The sequence below is a fragment of the Variovorax sp. V118 genome (assembly GCF_041154445.1).
Lineage (GTDB): Bacteria > Pseudomonadota > Gammaproteobacteria > Burkholderiales > Burkholderiaceae_C > Variovorax > Variovorax boronicumulans.
Window position 1 is genome coordinate 2,731,230 of sequence record NZ_AP028663.1, and the last position, 18,886, is coordinate 2,750,115.

Annotated in this window: 17 protein-coding genes, 1 pseudogene and 1 riboswitch; of the genes and pseudogenes, 6 read left to right on the forward strand and 12 right to left on the reverse strand. The window is 70.8% G+C overall.

Features of this window, described 5'->3' with window-relative positions; genetic code table 11:
- Positions 1–4: 4 nt before the first annotated feature.
- From cobN to ACAM52_RS12720, 11 genes and pseudogenes are all read right to left on the reverse strand, one after another.
- Positions 5–4,000 (reverse strand): cobaltochelatase subunit CobN, encoded by a 3,996-nt coding sequence (gene cobN / locus ACAM52_RS12670; RefSeq protein ID WP_369647210.1) that lies wholly within the window; start codon positions 3,998–4,000, stop codon positions 5–7.
- Positions 3,997–4,350 carry a DUF2149 domain-containing protein gene (locus ACAM52_RS12675; protein WP_062479884.1) on the reverse strand — a complete coding sequence of 118 codons (354 nt, stop codon included), beginning with the start codon at positions 4,348–4,350 and terminating at the stop codon, positions 3,997–3,999. Before ACAM52_RS12675 ends, cobN begins: the two co-directional genes overlap by 4 nt.
- Positions 4,347–4,820: a MotA/TolQ/ExbB proton channel family protein gene (locus tag ACAM52_RS12680; RefSeq protein WP_369647211.1), complete on the reverse strand. Its 474-nt coding sequence runs from the start codon at positions 4,818–4,820 to the stop codon at positions 4,347–4,349. The genes ACAM52_RS12675 and ACAM52_RS12680 overlap by 4 nt, the downstream gene beginning before the upstream one ends.
- Positions 4,820–5,518, reverse strand: coding sequence for a 5,6-dimethylbenzimidazole synthase (gene bluB / locus ACAM52_RS12685; RefSeq protein WP_095947759.1), 699 nt, complete (start codon positions 5,516–5,518; stop codon positions 4,820–4,822). The genes ACAM52_RS12680 and bluB overlap by 1 nt, the downstream gene beginning before the upstream one ends.
- 5 nt (positions 5,519–5,523) lie before the next feature.
- Positions 5,524–6,092 (reverse strand): annotated as a pseudogene (gene cobO, locus ACAM52_RS12690) (cob(I)yrinic acid a,c-diamide adenosyltransferase).
- A 310-nt stretch (positions 6,093–6,402) separates the two neighbouring features.
- Positions 6,403–7,176, reverse strand: coding sequence for an ABC transporter ATP-binding protein (locus tag ACAM52_RS12695; protein WP_369647728.1), 774 nt, complete (start codon positions 7,174–7,176; stop codon positions 6,403–6,405).
- A 5-nt stretch (positions 7,177–7,181) separates the two neighbouring features.
- A complete protein-coding gene (locus ACAM52_RS12700) occupies positions 7,182–8,192 on the reverse strand; it encodes a FecCD family ABC transporter permease (RefSeq protein ID WP_369647212.1) in 1,011 nt (336 codons plus the stop codon).
- 5 nt (positions 8,193–8,197) lie between these two features.
- Positions 8,198–9,064, reverse strand: a complete 867-nt coding sequence (locus tag ACAM52_RS12705; protein WP_369647729.1) for an ABC transporter substrate-binding protein — start codon at positions 9,062–9,064, stop codon at positions 8,198–8,200.
- 11 nt (positions 9,065–9,075) lie between these two features.
- Positions 9,076–9,657, reverse strand: coding sequence for a bifunctional adenosylcobinamide kinase/adenosylcobinamide-phosphate guanylyltransferase (locus ACAM52_RS12710; protein ID WP_159271953.1), 582 nt, complete (start codon positions 9,655–9,657; stop codon positions 9,076–9,078).
- On the reverse strand, positions 9,644–11,041 hold the full coding sequence (locus ACAM52_RS12715) for a cobyrinate a,c-diamide synthase (RefSeq protein WP_369647213.1): 1,398 nt from the start codon (positions 11,039–11,041) through the stop codon (positions 9,644–9,646). The genes ACAM52_RS12710 and ACAM52_RS12715 overlap by 14 nt, the downstream gene beginning before the upstream one ends.
- On the reverse strand, positions 11,026–12,978 hold the full coding sequence (locus ACAM52_RS12720; protein ID WP_369647214.1) for a TonB-dependent receptor: 1,953 nt from the start codon (positions 12,976–12,978) through the stop codon (positions 11,026–11,028). Before ACAM52_RS12720 ends, ACAM52_RS12715 begins: the two co-directional genes overlap by 16 nt.
- 71 nt (positions 12,979–13,049) lie before the next feature.
- Positions 13,050–13,291, reverse strand: a riboswitch (cobalamin riboswitch).
- A gap of 132 nt (positions 13,292–13,423) precedes the next feature.
- On the opposite strand from ACAM52_RS12720, the gene ACAM52_RS12725 reads away from it, so the two are divergent.
- From ACAM52_RS12725 to ACAM52_RS12740, 4 genes are all read left to right on the forward strand, one after another.
- On the forward strand, positions 13,424–13,651 hold the full coding sequence (locus tag ACAM52_RS12725) for a hypothetical protein (protein ID WP_056581479.1): 228 nt from the start codon (positions 13,424–13,426) through the stop codon (positions 13,649–13,651).
- A complete protein-coding gene (locus tag ACAM52_RS12730) occupies positions 13,648–13,983 on the forward strand; it encodes a cell division protein ZapA (RefSeq protein ID WP_369647215.1) in 336 nt (111 codons plus the stop codon). The genes ACAM52_RS12725 and ACAM52_RS12730 overlap by 4 nt, the downstream gene beginning before the upstream one ends.
- Positions 13,984–14,275: 292 nt before the next feature.
- Positions 14,276–15,103, forward strand: coding sequence for a sulfite exporter TauE/SafE family protein (locus ACAM52_RS12735; protein WP_062480530.1), 828 nt, complete (start codon positions 14,276–14,278; stop codon positions 15,101–15,103).
- Positions 15,104–15,176: 73 nt separating this feature from the next.
- A complete protein-coding gene (locus ACAM52_RS12740) occupies positions 15,177–15,602 on the forward strand; it encodes a universal stress protein (protein ID WP_062480532.1) in 426 nt (141 codons plus the stop codon).
- Positions 15,603–15,647: 45 nt separating this feature from the next.
- On the opposite strand, the gene ACAM52_RS12745 is transcribed toward ACAM52_RS12740, so the two are convergent.
- Entirely contained in the window at positions 15,648–16,613 is a 966-nt protein-coding gene (locus ACAM52_RS12745; protein WP_369647216.1) for a helix-turn-helix domain-containing protein, read from the reverse strand.
- Between the two features lie 178 nt (positions 16,614–16,791).
- Here ACAM52_RS12745 and ACAM52_RS12750 point away from each other — a divergent pair, with 178 nt between their 5' ends.
- Positions 16,792–17,796, forward strand: coding sequence for a carbon-nitrogen hydrolase family protein (locus ACAM52_RS12750; RefSeq protein ID WP_369647217.1), 1,005 nt, complete (start codon positions 16,792–16,794; stop codon positions 17,794–17,796).
- 20 nt (positions 17,797–17,816) lie between these two features.
- Positions 17,817–18,881 (forward strand): phenylacetaldoxime dehydratase family protein, encoded by a 1,065-nt coding sequence (locus tag ACAM52_RS12755; RefSeq protein ID WP_369647218.1) that lies wholly within the window; start codon positions 17,817–17,819, stop codon positions 18,879–18,881.
- Positions 18,882–18,886 lie beyond the last annotated feature (5 nt).

Here is an 18,886-nt window from a genome sequence, read left to right on the forward strand (position 1 = left end):
TGAATCAGGCGGCAGGCACGGCCCGGCCGCGCCGCCATTGCACCAGCGCACCGGCGGCCAGCAGCAAGGCGGCGCCGAAAGCGGCGAGCAGGCGCGGCAGCACGGCGGACGGCGGCGGGGGCGATGGGGTGTCGGCGACGGGCTTCAGCTGCAGGCCGGCCACCGGTTGCGCGAGGTCCGCTGCGGCGGGCGATTCGGGTGCGGGCTGGGTCGCTTCGACGGGGGCGATTGGCGGTGTGATGAGGACCGGCGCTGGGGCAGTGACAGGCGACGGCGCCAACGCAGCCTGCGCAAACCGCTGCACCGCCTCGTTGCGCTCCCGCAACCCCGTGACGCGCAGCGCTTCCGTGTAGGCCTGCGCCAGTTCGCGCCGCGTCGCGGCATCGGGCTTCCAGTAGTTCAGCCGCACGGCATCGAGCATGCGCTCCAGCGTCTGCGCGAAGGCGGCGCGGTTCTCGCGCTCCAGCCACTGCCGCGTGCCGAGCTTGTAGGTGTCGCGCACATAGACCTCGTGCAGCGATTGCCAGTGGTCCGCACGCACGGCGGCGGGCGCGGTCGCCTGCCAGCCCCAGAGGAACTGCGCGGTCTTGAGCACCTGCAGCGCGCCGCTGTAGCCCTCGGCCTTCTGCGCTTCGATCCACTGCGGGTGCAGGTAGCGCGTCTGCATCTCGCGCGCGATGGCGCCGGCGGCGGTGTCGGTGCGCACGGCCGCGCCGTCGCGCAGGTTCTGCACGTACAGCGCCGGGTCCTTGCCCGTGAGATGGCGCACGGCCAGCGCAATGCCGCCCAGGTACTGGAACGGATCGTCGTTGGTCAGCACGCCGTAGAGGTTGGAGGTGCGCGCCATCAGCGCCGCATCGACCTGCGCGAGGTTGCCCGCGAAGGCGCCCGGGCGCGTCGCGCCGTCGAGGCCGCGCCCGTAGGCGTGGCCCATGCGGTCCATGTAGAGCCCGGCCATCTGCGCGTCGCCGCCGCCGCGCTGCTGGCCTTTCCAGAGTTCGGTGGCGAGCACCGCTTCCTCGAGCCCGGCGCCGTAGCTGCCCTGCTCGTTCGAGAACACGCGCGCGGTCGACCAGCGCCGCGCCTCGGCCGCCGTCGCGCCCCCGGCGCGCAGCGTGCGCGCCATCGCCTCGCTGTGCTGCGCGACGGCGTTGCCGGGCTCGTCGAGCCCGGCCACCTGCTGCACGGCCTCGTCGAGCCAGCGCATCACGTGCGGGAACTGGTCGCGGTACGAGCCGGTGACGCTGATCAGCACGTCCATGCGCGGTCGTTTCAGCACCGCGGCCGGCACGACCTCGATGCCGACCATGCGCCCGGCCTCGTCCCAGCGCGGCTTCACGCCGAGTGCGTGAAAGGCCTGGCTCTCGGTCACGCCCTGATGGCGCGAGGCCTCGCCAGCCCAGAGCGTGAAGGCGATCTTCTGCGGCGGACGGCCGCCGTGGGTGCGGGCGTGCGCGGCGATCCAGTCGTCCATCGCGGCGACGCCGGTGTCCCAGGCGGCGCGCGTGGGCACGCGGCTGGGGTCGAAGCCGTAGAGGTTGCGCCCGGTCGGCAGGCTGTCGGGGTCGCGCACCGGGTCGCCACCGTAGCGCGATTTCAGGTAGCGGCCGTCGAGCGCGGTGAGCAGGCCTTCGATCTCCTCGTTGTGGGCCAGCACCGCATCGAGCGCGCGGGCCCGTGCAGCCAGGGTGCGCAGAGGTTCAGAGTCGGCCGTGTCGTTGCCCGCCAGCACGGCCTCCAGCCAGCGCGCAGGCTTCGAGGCCGCGATGCCCTGCGCATCGGTGAGGAACATCTCGTCGAGGTCTTCGCCCATCGCCTGCGCCACGGGCCTGCCGAGGATCTGCAGGATCGTCTGGCGCCGCCGCTGCGCATCGGGCGCCTCGCCGAAGGTGGCCAGGCCCAGCGGCTGCGCGGTCTGCGCCAGCTCGTCGAGGTACGGATGCAGCACGGCGATGAAACCGGCGAAATCGGCGCGGATGCGCGCGGGCGTCCATTGCAGGTCGCGGTCGTAGTGCTGCGCGACGAAGTCGGTGGTGAGGCGCCGTTCCAGCGCGGTCTTCACCGCGCCTGGCGACAGCGTTTCCCAGTCGTGCAGGCGCTCGTGCATGTCTCGCACGCCGGGGCGGAAGCCCGCGGGCGTGAACATGGGCGTCGAATGGCTCACCATCGTCGCGCGGCCGCGGCGCTTGGCGGTGGTCGCCTCGCCGAGGTTGTCCATGATGTACGGGTAGACGTTGGGCACATCGCCCAGCGCGAGCAGCGGATCGTCATGCACCGAGAGCCCGCGCTCCTTGCCCGCCGACCACTCGACCGTGCCGTGCGTACCCACGTGCACCAACGCGTCGGCGCCGAAGCGGCTGCGCAGCCACAGGTAGGTGGCGAGGTAGCCGTGGCTCAGCGGCACGGCCGCGCGGTGGTACACCTGCTGCGCCTTGTCGGCCACCGGCGTGCCGGGCTCGAAGCGCGGCGGCTGGCGCAGCACGACCACCTGGCCGAACTGCACGCGCGGCACCACGAAGGCCGGTGCGCCGGCCACGGGCCGCAGCATCTTCGAGGCCTCGGGCGGGCCCCAGTAGGCTTCGATGCGGCGTTGCGTGTCGGTGGGCAGCGCGCGGAACCACGCGAGGTACTGCGACAGCGGCAGCGTGTCGGCCAGGCCCTGGTCGAGCAGCGGCTGCAGCGCATCACCGCCCTGCGCGGTCGGGTAGTAGGCCTTCATCGTGGCCTGCACCTGCGCAATGACGGCGTCCGCGCCCGGCGCCTCGGTGCGGTAGCCGGCCGCCTGCATCGCGGACAGCATCCGGTCGACGCTGCGCGGCACGTTGAGGAACGACGCGCCGAAGTTCGCCTCGCCCGGCGGGTAGTTGTAGACCAGCATCGCCACGCGGCGCTCGGCGGCGGGCGTGCGCCGCAGGCGCAGCAGCGCGGCGGCCTTGTCGGCCACGGCGTCGATCTGCGCGGGCAGCGGCTGCAGGCTGCCGGTGGCGGCGTCGCGCGCCGTCACAAGCATCGGGTCGGTCATGCCCGCGAGTTCGCTCGGGCTGTAGTAGGCCGCGATGTCGGTCTGCGCCAGGCCGTCCTTGCTGCGCGCCCATTGCGCCGCGTCCATGGCCAGCGAGGGCAGCGTCTGGAGCACGGGCACGCCGATGCGTTCGAGTTCGGCCTTGCGTTCGTTGGGGCTGAACACCAGCGCGGCGTTGACGAGGAGGTCGGCCACGCGGCGGTCGCGCTCGCCCTCCCCCGAGTGCGTCATGCGAAAGAACAGGTCCTTCTGCTGGCGCGGGCCGTAGAAGGCGTAGGCGCGCAGGCCACGCTGCGCGAGCGTGCCGATCAGGCCGTCGAGCCAGTCGGTGTCGTCGCTGGTGAGCGTGGCGCTGTTGACGGCGATGGCGACAGTGCCTTGCCCGCCCAGCAATGCCTCGACGGCCGCGATGCTGCTTTCGACACGCGGCCAGTCGGGGTGATAGAAGCCCGCGAGCGGCAGCGGCACGGGGTCGGGCAGCCCGGCGGCATTGCCGACGCGTGCCATCGCCTGCACCGAGGCCTTCAGGTTCGCTTCGCCCGGAAAGCGCCAGTAGGCGCGCAGGCGCTGCGCCCAGGCCGCATCGGCGCCGCGTTCGGCCGCGAGCGGTGGCACCTCGGGCGGTTTCTGGCCTTTCGCCACGAGGGCGAATTCACCGATCTGCACATAGGGAACGGAGGTTCGCGCAATGACATCGCCGAAGCGCGCCGCCGCCGACTGCGCGACGCTGAGGTGCGGCGCATCGATGACCAGCAGGCGCGCGCCGTCGAGCGCGGTAGCCAGCGTCTCGGGTGCGTCCTGCGCAGCCGACACCACCTGCAGCGGCACGCCGGCCTCGCGCGCTGCCGCCTGCAGCCGCACCACACGCGCAGGCGACACCAGCGCCGTGCTCAGCACCACGACACCCGACTCGGCCGCCACCGCAGGCTGCGCCATCAGGCACAGGAGCCCCAGCCAGAAGACGAAAAGCCGCGTCACTTCCCGCCCGACGCCGGCACCGCGTCCGCCGGCACGTAGATCATCGTGCCGTCCTTCAGGCGCCAGGCGGTGCCCGCCTTTTCGCCGTCGCCCTGCCCCGTCGCGCCGCTGGCCTTGAAGCGCGTCACCTTCCGGCCTTCGCGCGTGATGATCTCCATGTCGGGCTGCCCCTCGTGGCGGATGACCGTCACCTTGTCCTGAGAGAACGGGTTCACCGGGTTGTTGATGACCGCGATCATCAGCATGCCGATGACGACCATGAAGACGTCGATCAGGTTGATGGTCGAGAGCACCGGGTCGTCGTCGTCGCTGTCCAGGCTGCTCAAGATCGAGAACTGGCGCCGGCTCATGACAGCCGGTCCGGCGCGTCGAGCAGCATCACCAGCTCGCGCATGAGCCAGCGGCGGCGCACGGTGTAGACCACGAAGGTGATCGAGGCCGAGGCCAGCGCCACGATCACGGCCGCGAACGCGGGCGCCAGGCTCTGCGCCACGCCCTGCGATTCGCCCGAGGCCACGGCCACGAGCGCCGGGCCCATGGGGATCATGGTGGCGATCAGCCCCAGCATCGGCGCCACGCGGCTGCACAGGCGCACGCCTTCGAGCTGCTTGAGCACGACCAATTCCATCTGCTCCTGGCTGGCTTGCGCGTGAGGCTGCAGCACCAGCGCACGCGACGGGTCGCGGCGGCGCTGCCACCCCTCGATGCCGAAGGCGCCGAGGCAGTACACCGCATAGACGAAGGACAGCAGCACGCCGAGCGTCACGGGCCAGAGGAACAGCCGCGCAAGCTCGAAGAGAACGGTGTCGAAGGCCAGCATCAGGTGGGCTCCACGCAAGAAGATGAAGTGGAAGAAGGATCGAACAGGTCCGACGGCCGGCCCCAGCTTTCGTCGAACACCAACGACGCGAGCGGCGCGCGCCGGGCCCAGCGTTCGCGCTGCAGCATCGGCTCTTCGTAGAACGCATGCACCGGGCCCAGGCACAGCAAGGCGATCGGCTCCGCGCCTTCGGGCAGGCCGAGCAGCACGCCCAGCTCGGCGGGTTCGAACAGCGACACCCAGCCCATGCCCAGCCCTTCGGCGCGCGCCGCGAGCCAGAGGTTCTGGATCGCGCACGAGGCCGAGGCCAGGTCCATCTGCGGCAGGGTGCGGCGGCCGAACACATGCTGTTCGCGGCCGTCGGCCAGCGTCACCACCAGCAGCTCGGCCGCGTCGAGCACGCCCTGCACCTTGAGGCGCATGAACTCGTCTTCGCGCTGGCCGAGCGCGCGGGCGGTGAGCACGCGTTCGCGCTCGACCACCTCATGCAACTGCCGACGCAGCCCTTCGCCGCGCACGCGGATGAAGCGCCACGGCTGCATGAAGCCGACGCTGGGCGCGTGGTGCGCGGCGTCGAGCAGGCGGCGCAGCACCTCGGGCGCCACCTCGCCGCCCGCAAAGTGGCGCATGTCGCGCCGCTCGTGGATGGCGCGGTACACCGCCTTTGCCTCGTCGGCCGCGAACGCATGCGCCGTCATCGGGTTCAGTCTTCGATGCCGCGCTGCGCCGGAATGCCGGCCTTGAACGCGTGCTTGACCATCTGCATCTCGGTGACGGTGTCGGCCAGCTCGATGATCTCGGGCGGGCAGCGGCGGCCGGTGAGAGCGACGTGCACGTGCTTGGGGCGCGCGCGCAAGGTCTCGAGCACGCCTTCGAGCGGCAGCCAGCCGTAGATCAGCGGGTAGGTGATCTCGTCGAGCACCACGAGAAAGAAGTCGCCCGACAGGATCGCGGCCTTGGCCTTTTCCCAACCGTCGCGCGCGAGCTGGCCCGATCGCTCGAGGTCATGGCTCTTCCAGCTGAAGCGTCGCCCAGGCCTTCGATGGGAATGCCGATCTGCTCGAACATGCGGTGCTCGCCGAAGCGCGCCGACGGCACCTTCATGAACTGATAGATCTTCACGGCCTTGCCGCGGCCGTGTGCGCGCAGGGCGAGGCCGAAGGCCGCCGTGCTCTTGCCCTTGCCGTCGCCGGTGTTGACGATGACGATGCCGCGGCGTTCGCCTTCGGGCTTTTCGTAGGGCTTTTCGCTGGGAGGGGTTTCTATTTGCATGAGGTTTTCCGATTTCTTGTGTTCTTGGCGCTGTCGTTCAGGGCGTGTGCACAGGCCACCGGGTACTTCCCTCCGCGAATGTCCCCCGGGCTTCGCCCTCCTCCTTGATTTCGCTGCGGGAAGCACCCAGTGTCCTGCGCACGATGGGCGCTGTCGTGATGCGGGCGGATCAACGACCGCGCTGATCGCTCACGTCGATGGGGTGCCTTGCGCAGCGAAATCAAGGAGGAGGCCGCAGGCCGGGGGACATTCGCGGAGCAAGGTGCCCCGTCGGCGGGAGCGCGCCCTGAATGACTCGATGCGCGAGGCTTCATAGCGGCAATGCGATCCATTGATCTGCCACGCGATGCACGCGAATCCGGTGGTCGAACACCTGTTCGAGCGCAGCATGCGTCGCAGGATCGGCGCAAGCACCGTGGTGCACCACCCGCCCCCGGTTCATCACCACCAATTCGTCCGCGGCCAGTGCCATCGGCAGTTCGTGCAGCACGCTGACCACGGTGCGGCCTTGGGCCACCAGTGCACGCGCCGTCTGCATCCAGTCCGCCTGATGCGGCGGATCGAGGTTGGCCAGCGGCTCGTCCATCAGCAGCAGCTCGGCCTCGACCGCCAGCGCACGCGCCAGCAGCACGCGTTGGCGTTCGCCGCCCGAGAGCTGTCCCAGCGGACGGTCACGCCAGTCCCAGGCCTGGGTGCTGCGCAATGCGCGTTCGACGGCATCGCGATCGGCTTCGCTGGACGCAGCCAGCCAGCGCTGGTGCGGCAGGCGCCCCAGCATGGCGACGTCGTAGACCATCAGGTCGTCGGCACTGCCCTCGCCCGTGCCGCTCTGGCCCAGCCACGACAGGCGCCGTGCGCGCACGCGGGCCGGCACGGCCGCCTGCGCCTCGCCGAAGAGCCGCACTTCGCCGCGATGTGCGAGCAGACCTGCCAGCGCTTTCAACAACGTCGACTTGCCGGCGCCGTTCGGCCCGACGATGCTGGTCCAGCGGCCGGCCGCGAGCGACAGGTCGATGCTGTGCAGCACCTCGACCGACCCGAGCGTGGCGCTGAGGCCCTGCGCTTCGAGCGCGGCGGATGGCATGCGGCTCATATGCCGCCTCCCTTCGCGCCGCGCCGGTGCATCAGCCACAGCAGGTAGCTGCCGCCGAGCACCGCGGTGAGCACACCCACCGGCAGTTCCTGCGGCGCGATCAGCCAGCGCGCCAGCAGGTCGGCCGCCATCAGCAGCAGCCCGCCCATCAGCGCCGACAGCACGATCAGCCGCGCATGCGTGGTCTTGACCACCGAGCGCACCAGGTGCGGCGCGGCCAAGCCGACAAAAGCGATGAGCCCGGTCTGCGCGACGGCGGCGCCGGTCGCCAGCGCCAGCACCGCCACCAGCGCGGCGCGCATGGCGCCCAGCGGCAGGCCCAGGCTGCGCGCCGTGGCCTCGCCCAGCGCCAGGCCGTCGAGCACCGGCGCGAGCGCCCAGGCCAGCAGCAGGCAGGCCGCGCCGACCGCCGCCATCACGGCACAGGCGGCCCAGCCGACCAGCCCGGTACTGCCGAGCACGAAGCCCTGCAGCGCCTGAAGAATGTCGGCCGAGGCGATGGTGATGAGGTCCTTGGCGGCGCCCAGCACCACGCCGACGATCACGCCCGCCAGCAACAGCCGCAGGGTCTGCTGCACGCCGCGCGCCAGCGTGAGCGTGAGCAGCACCGCGGCCACGGCGCCGACAAAGGCCGCGCCGGTGAGCCCGAGGCGCATCACCCATTGCGTGCTGGTGACGGAGCCGCCGAACAGCATCAGCGCCAGCGCCACGGCCAGCGAGGCGCCCGAGGCGCTGCCCAGCAGGTACGGATCGGCCAGCGGGTTGCGGAACAGGCCCTGCGCCACCGCGCCCGCGAGCCCGAGCAGCGCGCCCGCCAGCCACGCGCCGAGGGTGCGCGGCAGGCGGATGTCCCACACGATCTGCAGCGCCACCGGGTCGTGCCGTGCGGACAGCAGGCTCTGGAAACCGGTGCTGCCGATGCCCAGGCCGAAGAGCAGCAGCGCCGCGCCCAGCACCAGCAGGCCGGCACCGAGCAGCAGCACGCGACGCAGGTGCGCGGAATGCATGCCGCTCACCGCCCCTTGTCCGCCAGGCACTGCGCCATCAGGCGCGCGGCCTCGTCCATGCGCGGGCCGGGGCGCACGACCACGTCGGTCTGCTCGGCGTCGAATCGGCACACGCGGCCTTCGCGCACCGCGCGGATGCCGCCCCAGCCGGGGCGCTGCTCCAGCCCCATCGCGCTGCGCACGCTGACCATGATGAGGTCGGGGTTCGCGCGCACGACGAACTCGGGGTTGAGCTTGGGAAAGGGGCCGAGCGACGCCGGCACGATGTTCTTCACGCCCAGCCGCGCGAGCGTCTCGCCGATGAAGGACGAATCGCCCGCCGCGTAGGGGCCGGTGTTGACTTCGAAGTACACGCGCAGGCCCTTGGCGCTAGCGGGCAGCGACTGCGCCGCGGCCGACACGGCCGCGTCGATGGCGCGCCACACGGCGGGCGCCTCGTGCGTGCCGAGCACCTGGTCGAGCGCGCCCAGCACGCGGCGCACGTCGGCGTGGCTCTTGGGTTCGAGCACGATCACCTTCAGGCCCAGCGCTTCGAGCCGCTGCGTGACACGCGACGACTTGGCGAGCAGCACCACGTCGGGCTTGAGCGCGACGATGGCTTCGACGTTCGGATCGATCCCGCCGCCGAGCTGCGGCAGCGCGCGCACCTGCGCGGGCGAATTGGAATACCGGTCGACGCCGATCAGGCGGTCGCAGGCGCCGAGTGCGCAGACGCCTTCGGTCAGCGACGGCAGCAGCGAGACGATGCGCTGCGGCGGTTGCGCCAGGTGCACGGTGACGCCGCGCTCGTCGACCACGTCGACGGCCTGCGCCGCCTGCGCGCCCACCACCAGGGCGAGCCCGAGCAGCGACGCGCGCAACCAGGTCTTCATGCGATCGAGGCTCATGCGCCGGGCGCCTTCAGCGTCAGCGGCAGGCCGGCGACCATCAGCGTCGCGCGGTGGCAGGCGGCCGCCACGTCCTGGTTCAGCCGGCCGAGCACGTCGACAAAGGCACGGGTCTCGCGGCCCAGCGGGATCACGCCCAGGCCGATCTCGTTGCCGACCAGCACCACCGGCCCGCGCGCCTCGCGCAGCGCGATGAGCAGCAGCGTGGCGTGCGCCGAGGGCGTGCGCGTGACCACGGCGGCGCCTTCGGTGCGCAGCGGCATCAGCAGGTTGGTGAGCCACAGCGTGAGGCAGTCGACCACCACGAGCGTGTCGGGCGCGCTCTGCGTGACGATGGCGCGGCCCAGCTCGATCGGCTCCTCGAGGGTCTGCAGACCGGGCACGCGCTCGGCGCGGTCGGCCTGGTGGCGCGCGATGCGCTCGCGCATCTCGTCGTCGTGGGCCTGCGCGGTGGCGATCAGCACCGCGCGGCGCGATGCGGGCCCCGAAGCCAGCCAGTCGGCCGCGCGCTGTTCGGCGCGGCGCGACTTGCCGCTTTTCTGGCCGCCGAGGATGAATTCGTGCTCAGTGAGGGGCATCGGGGGGCGCCTGTGCGGCGTGGCTGTCGAGTTCGAGGGGCATGGCGCTGAAGAGCCGCGCGGTCGCTTCCGGGCTGGACGCGAACCACGCATGGAAGTAGCTCGCGCGCACGGGGCCGTGCACGTACAGTGCCTCGCCGCCGCGCGTGCCGACGGTGCGCGCGGCGGGCGCGAGCGGCGTCTCGCAGCGCGAGTAGTGGAAGGTGTGGCCGCGCAGGGCATGCGCGCCCAGGTCGAGCTGCTGCGGGCCGAGGCCGGCCAGCCGCTTCTGCATGACGGCCCGCCCCGGCAGCACGCCCCAGAGGCGGTGCACGTCGGTCGGCTCGGCGTCGTCGCGCGTGGCGAGTTCGTCAAACAGCGCCATCATGCCGCCGCACTCGGCCCAGATCGGCTTGCCGGCCGTGACGTGGTTGGCGAGCGAGAGCCGCAGCCGGTCGCTGGCCGACAGCACGGCCGCGTGCAGTTCGGGGTAGCCGCCGGGCAGCCAGGCGGCGTCGCAGGGCGGCAGCGGCTCGTCGGCCAGCGGCGAGAAGAACGCGAGCCGCGCGCCGAGGGCTTCGAGCACCTCGAGGTTGGCCGGGTAGATGAACGAGAACGCCGTGTCGCGCGCGATGGCGATGGTGCGTCCGGCCAGCAGCGGCGCGACGGCCGCCGTCGGCGCGGGCTCGAAGCTCACCTGCGGCAGCTGCCCGGGCGCGCGCTGCCCCAGCGGCGTGGCGGCGAGCACGTCGGCCGCGGCGTCGAGCCGCACCATCGCATCGCCGAGTTCGGCGGCGCCGACCAGCCCCAGGTGGCGTTCGGGCAGCGCGAAATCGGCGCTGCGCGGCAGGGCACCGAGCCAGTCGCCGGGTTCGCGCAAGGCGTCCTTCAGCATGTCGGCATGGCGCTCGCCGGCCACGCGGTTGGCGAGCACGCCGGCCCAGGGCAGGCCCGGGCGGAAGTTCTGCAGGCCGTAGGCCAGCGCGCCGAAGGTGCCGGTCATGGCCTGCGCATCGATCACGGCCAGCACGGGCAGGCCCAAGCGCTCGGCCAGTTCGGCCGCGCTGGGCGTGCCGTCGAACAGGCCCATCACGCCTTCGACGATCACCAGGTCGGCCTCGCACGCGGCGGCATGCAGGCGCGCGCGGCAGTCGGCTTCGCCGGTCATCCACAGGTCGAGCGAATGCACCGGCGCGCCGGTGGCCAGCGCGAGCCAGTGCGGATCGAGGAAGTCGGGACCGCACTTGAAGGCCCGCACGCGGCGGCCCTGGCGCACGTGCAGCCGCGCGAGCGCGGCCGCGACCGTGGTCTTGCCCTGCCCCGAGGCCGGCGCGGCCACGAGCACCGCGGCGCAGGTGACGGCTGCGCCGGGCGAGGAGCGGCGGGTGTTTACTGCGGAGTCCACTTGAGTCCGACGTACGCGGTGCGGCCCCCGGTGGCGTAGAGCCGTGCGAACTGGTAGTCCTTGTCGCCCACATTGTCCACGCGCGCCACCAGGTTCAGGTCGCGCATGATCTGCTTGCTGGCCGACAGGTTCAGCAGCGTGTAGCCGCCGAGCTTGACGGTGTTGGCCGCGTCGTCGTAGCGCTTGCCCGAGCTCTGGAGCTCGGCGCCCAGCGTCCAGCCGGCGATGCGCCAGTCGGCGCCCAGCGTGCCGTGCGCCCGGGCGCGGCGTGCCAGCAGGTGGTCGGTGGCGAGGTCGCGCGGGTCCTGGTAATCGAGCGAGGCGCGCAGCGTGACGTCGCCGATGCGGTGGCCGCCCGTGAGCGTCACGCCCTGGTAGCGCGCACGCGCCGTGCTGGCGTAGCAGCCGAACGACGACTGGCAACCCTTGGCGCTGCCGTCGAACACGATCAGGTTCTGCACGCGGTTGCGGTACAGCACGATGCCGGCCTGCGTGGCGCCGGCCGTGTACTGCAGGCCCAGCTCGACGTTGCGGCTCGATTCGGGCTGCAGGCTCGCCAGGCCGTACTCGCTGAAGCGCTGGTACAGCGTGGGCGCGCGGAACGCGGTGCCGGCCGACACGGTGGCGCGCAGGCTCGGCGTGATGGCGTAGCCGTAGGCGGCGCTGCCGGTGGTCTTGCCGCCGAACTCGCTGTCGTCGTCATGGCGCACATGCAGCTGCAGCGAATGCGGGCCCTTCACGTAGCCGTAGCCCAGTGCGGCGGCGTTCTGCGAGCGGTCGCGCGAGAACAGCTTGGCCGAGGTGGTCGGCGCGTTCTCGAGCGCGTCTTCGCGGCGCTCGAGCGTGGCGGTCACCAGGTGCGCGCCGAAACGGAATTCGTTCTGGAACAGGTAGCCGCGCAGGCGGGTCTCGGTGCGATAGAACGAGGGCTGGGTCTTGTAGACGGTCTGCGAATCGGTCACCTGCAGGCGGGTGCTGTAGATGTCGTTCCACTTGGCCGACCAGGTCAGGCCGGCGGTGCGCAGTTCGTTGGTCGACACGTCGTCGCGGAAGGTGATCGGCGGCTTGGTGCGAAAGCTCACCGACGGGTCGTAGGCCGCCTCGGTGTTGCTGGTGAGCAAGGTGGCGTCGATGCGCTGGTCGGGCGTGATCTGGAAGCCCAGCTTCAGGTTGCCCGAGGTGCTGCGGTAGCCGTCGCGGTCGGGGTTGGTGAAGCCGTCCTTCGAGGGCGTGCGCTTGGCGATCGGCTGGATGTTGAAGCCCTTGCTTTCCTCGTGCGCCACGCCGAACGAGTAGTCGAGCAGGCCCGACTTGCCGCTCACGCCGCCTTCGATCTTGCGCAGGCCGTGGCTGCCGAAGCCGATGCCGGCGTAGGGCGACACGCCCTCCTCGCCGCGCTTGGTGAAGAGCTGGATCACGCCGCCCACGGCGTCCGAGCCGTACACCGCGGCGGCCGGGCCGCGCAGCACTTCGATGCGGTCGATCTGCGCGAGCGGAATGCCTTCCCAGCCGGCGCCGCCGGTCGATTGCGAATCGATGCGCACGCCATCGAGGTAGACCGCGGTGAAGCGCGATTCGGCGCCGCGGATGAACACGCTGGTGGCGTTGCCCACGCCGCCGCTGCGCGAGATCTCCATGCCCGGCAGGCGCGCCAGCACGTCGGCCACGCCGGTCGCACCGCTGCGCTCGATGGTCTTGCGGTCGACGATGGAGACATCGCCCACCAGGTCCGACAGCGCCTGCGGCGTGCGGTTGGCGGTGACGACGGTCTCGTCGAGCGTGGCAGGTGCTGCTGCTGCGGCTTGCGCCTGCGCGGCCAGCGGCGCCAGGGCCAGGCCGCCGAAGGCCGAGGCCAGGGCGAGCGTCAGCGGCAGGCACGCGGGACGGTTGCGGCGCACGCTGGCGCGGCCGCTGGAGAGGGAAACACAGGAAATCATGGGGTGAACCGAACGAACTTCTATGCCCTGGCCGGCTTCCCCGCCGGCGCCATGGGCGTCATGGCTGCCGATGCGGCAGCCGCCTTGTTGGCCGGTATCCGGGCTGGCAGATCGACCCTTTGCCGCCTTCCCAGGCACCTGTTTCAGGGCGCCCAGTGGCTGGATGGAAAGGGGTGACGCGTTGCGGCGTCGTCTGCTTGACCGTTGCGGGGGCAGCGCAGGCGGCTTCGGCCCCGGGGGGCGTCCACTCCTGCTTCCCGTTGAACTGCGCCGTGCGAACCACGCCGCGAGCACCAACGGGCGAGATTTTAGGCCCACGGGGCGCACACGCCACACCGGGTTTGATCACGGGCGGCGCAGGCCCCAGAATCTCGGCCACGTCCGGTGCGCGCCCCGCGCGGTGCGCCGGATGTTCCGAATTCCCGGGAAACTACAATCGCCAACCATGCCCGCCTCCAGCCCCATCGACCAGATCGCCGAGCGTGTGGAACGCCTGCTCGTGCGTCACGAAGAGGTGCAGCGCACCAACGCGCTGCTGCAGGAACAGGTCGATGCGCTCACGCGTGAACGCGACGGCCTGAAGTCGCGGCTCGCCGCGGCCCGCACCCGCCTCGATGCCCTGCTCGAACGGCTGCCGGCCGAACCCCCTTCCGAAGATTCCCATCACGCATGAAGCAGATTGAAGTACAGATCATGGGCCAGAGCTATTTGCTCGGCTGTCCCGACGGCGGCGAAGCGCAACTGCGCGAGGCCGTCGACCGCGTGGACGCGGCCATGTGCAAGATCCGCGACGCGGGCAAGGTGAAGGCCCGCGACCGCATCGCCGTGCTCGCCTCGCTGAACCTGGCTTTCGATCTCGCGGCCCAGCAGGCCGCTGCTGCCGCCGCACCGGCCCCTGCCGTTGCCGCAGCCACCGAAGAAACCGCCGCCGACACCGACCCGAAGGCCGCCCAGCTCATTCAGAGACTCGATCAGGCCCTGGCGGGCGATGGACATTTGCTCTGAGGGCACGCGGCCCGGCACATCCGGGGCGTAAAATCCGTTTTGTCTGCAGACGTGTCGGGCTTAATATTTCCTTGTTCCAATGCTCTCCGGAGCCGGGCTTGGTACATCGCTTGACGGGCGTGATCATCTCGCGTCAGATGAACCCGAAGTCCTGCTGCCCTCGCCCACCTGAACCCTGGTTCAGGATGCGGGTCCGGCACACCATCTGCAGACACCTTTTCCCGCCACGGCCCCCTGCTTCACCGCACGGGGCCGTTGCTTTTTCAGCCGCTCGTTCTTTCCCCATCCTCCCGTGAACCTCGCTGCCCTGCTCGACCCGCTCCTGATCGCCGAACTCGCCGCGCTCGGCCTGGGCACCGGTTTCCTCGCCGGCCTGCTGGGCATCGGCGGCGGCATGCTGATGGTGCCGTTCATCACGATCATCATGGGCCAGCGCGGCGTGCCGGCCGACCTGGCGGTGAAGATGGCGATCGCGACCTCGATGGCGACGATCATCTTCACGTCGGTGTCCAGCGTGCGCGCGCACCACAAGCGCGGCGCGGTGCGCTGGGACATCGTGCAGCGCCTGGCCCCCGGCATCGTGATCGGCAGCCTGGCGGGCAGCCTGGGCGTGTTCGCGCTGCTCAAGGGCACGGCGCTGGCCATCTTCTTCGCGCTGTTCGTGGGCTTCTCGGCCACGCAGATGTTCCTCGACAAGAAGCCCAAGCCCACGCGCCAGATGCCCGGCACCGGCGGCCAGCTCGCGGCGGGCGGCACCATCGGCTTCATCTCGGGCCTGGTGGGCGCGGGCGGCGGCTTCATCAGCGTGCCGTTCATGACCTGGTGCAACGTGGCGATCCACAACGCGGTGGCGACCAGTGCGGCGCTGGGCTTTCCCATTGCAGTGGCCAACGTGCTGGGCTATGTGCTCAGCGGGCAGTCGGTGCAGGGCCTGCCGGCCGGCGCCTTCGGCTACATCTGGCTGCCCGCGCTCGTGGTGATCGCGGCCTGCAGCGTGTTCACCGCCCCGCTGGGCGCCAGGGCCGCGCACAGCCTGCCGGTGAAGAAGCTCAAGCGCGTGTTCGCGAGCATCCTGTACCTGCTGGCCGCCTACATGCTCTGGAAGGGCCTGCGGGGCTGAGGCATATCAAACACCCCGTGGCTTTCCTGTGCCATCCTATGCGGCACTTGTTCACAGTCGTAGAAGGAAAACCATGAAAATCCTCATTGCAGTCGACGGCAGCGCCTACACGCAAAAGGCCCTCAATTACCTGCTGGCCAACCGCGCCATGTTCGTGGACGGCCACGAGCTGGTGGTGGTCAATGTCTGCACCGGCATCTCCGGCCACGTGGCGCGCCACCTGAGCAAGGAAATCGTCACCGAGTACTACGCCGAGGAAAACGCCAAGGTGCTCGACCCGGTGAAGGCCTGGTTCGCCGAGAAAGGCGTGGCCAACTTCACCGCCGACGCGCGCCACGGCCACGCGGCCGAGGAAATCCTCAAGTCGGCCACCGAATCGAAGGCCGAGCTGATCGTGCTGGGCACGCACGGCCACGGCATCCTGGGCCGCGCGCTGATGGGCTCGGTCGCGACCAAGGTCGTGGCCGAGACCGACATCTCGGTGCTGCTGGTCCAGTAAGAAGTCCCGACCGCCCCGGCGACGGCCGATGCGCCGTGGCCGCGGTCATTGCGGCGAGCGCTGCTGCCGCCATTCGCGCGGCGAACATCCGAAGCGCTCGCGAAACGCGCGGCTGAAATGCGCCGCGTCGTTGAACCCCCTCCCGTACGCGATCTCTCCCACCGGCCGCCCTGCCAGGCGCGGCTCCAGCAGGTCGCGGCTGCATGCGTCGAGCCGACGCTCCCAGATGTACTGCGAGGGCGTCAGCGGCTCGCTCTTGAACACGCGGTGGATGTGGCTCACAGACATGCCCAGCTGCGCCGCCAGCGTGCCCACCGACAGCGTCGGATCGGCCAGCTGCTCGTCGATGCGCTGCTTCACGCGCGCGAGGTGGTACGCCGTGAGCTTGCTGAGCGCCGGTGCGTGCGCCGCAGGCAGCGTTTGCAGGCCGGCCACGAGGATGTTCTGCACGCCATGGGCCACCGCCAGCGCCGAGGCCGGCTGCAGCGCGTCGAAGTCCTCGCGCAGCGTGCGGATCATGCCCAGCAGCAGGTGCCCTGCGCCCTCGCGCCCTGACACGGTGGTGGCCGTGAGCGCCTCGGTGTCGCGCAGCTCGCTGCGCAGCCGCTCGCCGGGCAGCTTGAGCACGATCTGCTCGAAGGGCTGGTCGAACAGCAGCTGATAAGGCCGCGTGCTGTCGTACAGCGCGAAGTCGCCGGCGCCGAGCACGGCGTCGCGCCCGTCCTGGCGCACCACGCCCTGCCCGCGCGCCTGGATGCTCACGAGAAAACAGTCGTCGCTCGACGCGGCGATGTGGCCCGGCGTGCGCATCACCTTCTGCGCCCGCGAGGTCACGACCGACATGCCGAGACCGGGCAGCGCGTGCTGGCGGATGCTGCCCTCGAAATCGCCGCCCTCGCCGGTGCGCACCGCGTCGCACTCGAGCTGCACGTAGACGTTGCAGATCATGTCGGTCCAGTACGCGAGCCGCTGGTCGCGCGGGACGGCATCGGTGCTGAGCAAGGGAGTCATCGGGGTCCTCGGAAGGCCTTCGCAAGGCACATGCAACGCTGGAACAAGAACGCCGCCAATCCGGGTCAAGGCGTTCCGGCGGCGCGAATTTACGCTTCATGCAACCCGCATGCCACCGCGCAAACCCGGTGCGCACGGCGGGGATTTCGTTACGTTCATTGCCCCCGGAGAACACCCCATGCCGACCACCGTCCACCCCCAGCTCCGCGTCGCCGCCGTGCAGGCCGCGCCTGTTTTCCTCGACCTCGACGCCACCATCGACAAGACCATCGACCTCATGGCGCAGGCCGCGAAACAGGGCGTGCAGCTCATCGCCTTTCCCGAGACCTGGGTGCCGGGCTACCCGTGGTGGGTCTGGCTCGATTCGCCGGCCTGGGGCATGCAGTTCGTGCAGCGCTACCACGACAACTCACTGGTCATCGGCTCGCCCGAGTTCGAACGCCTGCAGGCGGCGGCGCGCCAGCACAAGATCTGGCTCTCGCTCGGTTACAGCGAGAAAGCGGCGGGCAGCCTGTACATCGCGCAGGCGCTGATCGACGACCAGGGCCGTACCGTGCAGACGCGCCGCAAGCTCAAGCCCACGCACGTGGAACGCACCGTGTTCGGCGAAGGCGACGGCGCCGACCTGCACGTGGTCCAGACGCCCCTGGGCAACATCGGCTCGCTGTGCTGCTGGGAACACCTGCAGCCGCTGAGCAAGTACGCGATGTACGCGCAGAACGAGCAGATCCACTGCGGTGCATGGCCGAGCTTTTCGCTCTACCGCGGCGCGGCCTACGCGCTGGGCCATGAGGTCAACAACGCCGCGAGCCAGGTGTATGCGGTCGAGGGCGGCTGCTTCGTCATCGCGCCCTGCGCCACGGTGTCGAAGGCGATGAGCGAGCTGATGTGCACCGACGACGGCAAGCGGCAGATGCTGGGCGTCGGCGGCGGACATGCGCGCATCTACGGCCCGGACGGTTCGCCACTGGGCACGCCGCTGGCCGAAGACGCCGAAGGCCTGGTGGTCGCCGACATCGACCTCGGCATGATCGCGCTCGCCAAGGCGGCGGCCGATCCGAGCGGCCACTATTCGCGGCCCGACGTCACGCAGCTGCTGCTGAACAAGACGCGGCGCACGCCCGTGGTGGTGCAGCTCACGCCGGAGCCCGAGGGCAGCGTGCCCGAGCCGGTCGTGGCCTGAGCCGACCACGGAGCCGCACCATGGAATCGGCCATCCCCGAGCACCTGCGCTGCCCGCGCACCCGCGAGCGCCGCGTGGCAGACGACCACACCCCGCCCTACCCCGGCTGGTCGGCGCGCGCGCCCGCGGCGACGACCCAGGTCGTGATGGGCTATTTCGGCGTGCAATCGCGCGGCCCGGCGATGCAGGGCCGGGCCTGCGCCGCGCTCCTGAAGATCACCCGCGACTTCGCCCTGCCCGACGGGCCCGGCCACCACGACCTGGCCCGTTGCGTCGACGCCGACGGGTACGACAACCTGATCGCCATCGCCTACTGGCACGATGCGGCGGCGTTCGCGCGCTGGCGTGCCACGCCCGCCATCGAGGCCTGGTGGAACGCCGACGAGCGCTTGCATGAAGGCCTCGGCTACTTCCGCGAAATCGCCTCCCCGCGTGCTGCGCACTTCGAGACCCTGTTCAGCACGCCCGACCGCCTCGAGGGCATCGGCGTGGTGATGGGCGGTGTGAGCGGCGAACTGCAGGAGCACGGCTACTGGGGGTCGATGCGCGATCGACTCCCGCTCGCGCAGGCAGACGCGCTCGCGCCTTCGGGCACGCGCGCGGTGATCGCCGGCACGCCTGCACCGGGCCAGCGCGTGCGCATCGCGGGCCACACGCACCTCGCGATGATCCGTTCGGGCCAGGAATGGACCGAGACCACCGGCCAGGAACGCCAGCTCTACCTGGAAGACATGGCCCCGGTACTGCGCGAAGGCATGGATTTCCTGCGCGACCAGGGCCTGCCCATTGGCTGCTACAGCAACCGCTTCATGCACCACCTCGACGCACACGGTGCACCGCTGCAGAAGTCCTTCGGCCTGAGCTACTGGCGCTCGTTGGCCGACATGGAGCGCTGGGCCGAGTCGCACCCGACACACGTCGCGATCTTCGGCAGCTTCATGCGCTATGTGCAGGCGCTGAACTTCGAGCTGCGCCTGCGCCTGTACCACGAGGTGTCGGTGCTCAAGGCCGACGAGCAAAGCTACGAATACATCAACTGCCACGCGCGCAGCGGGCTGATGAACGGGCTCGCACCCGCCGCCTGAAGCCC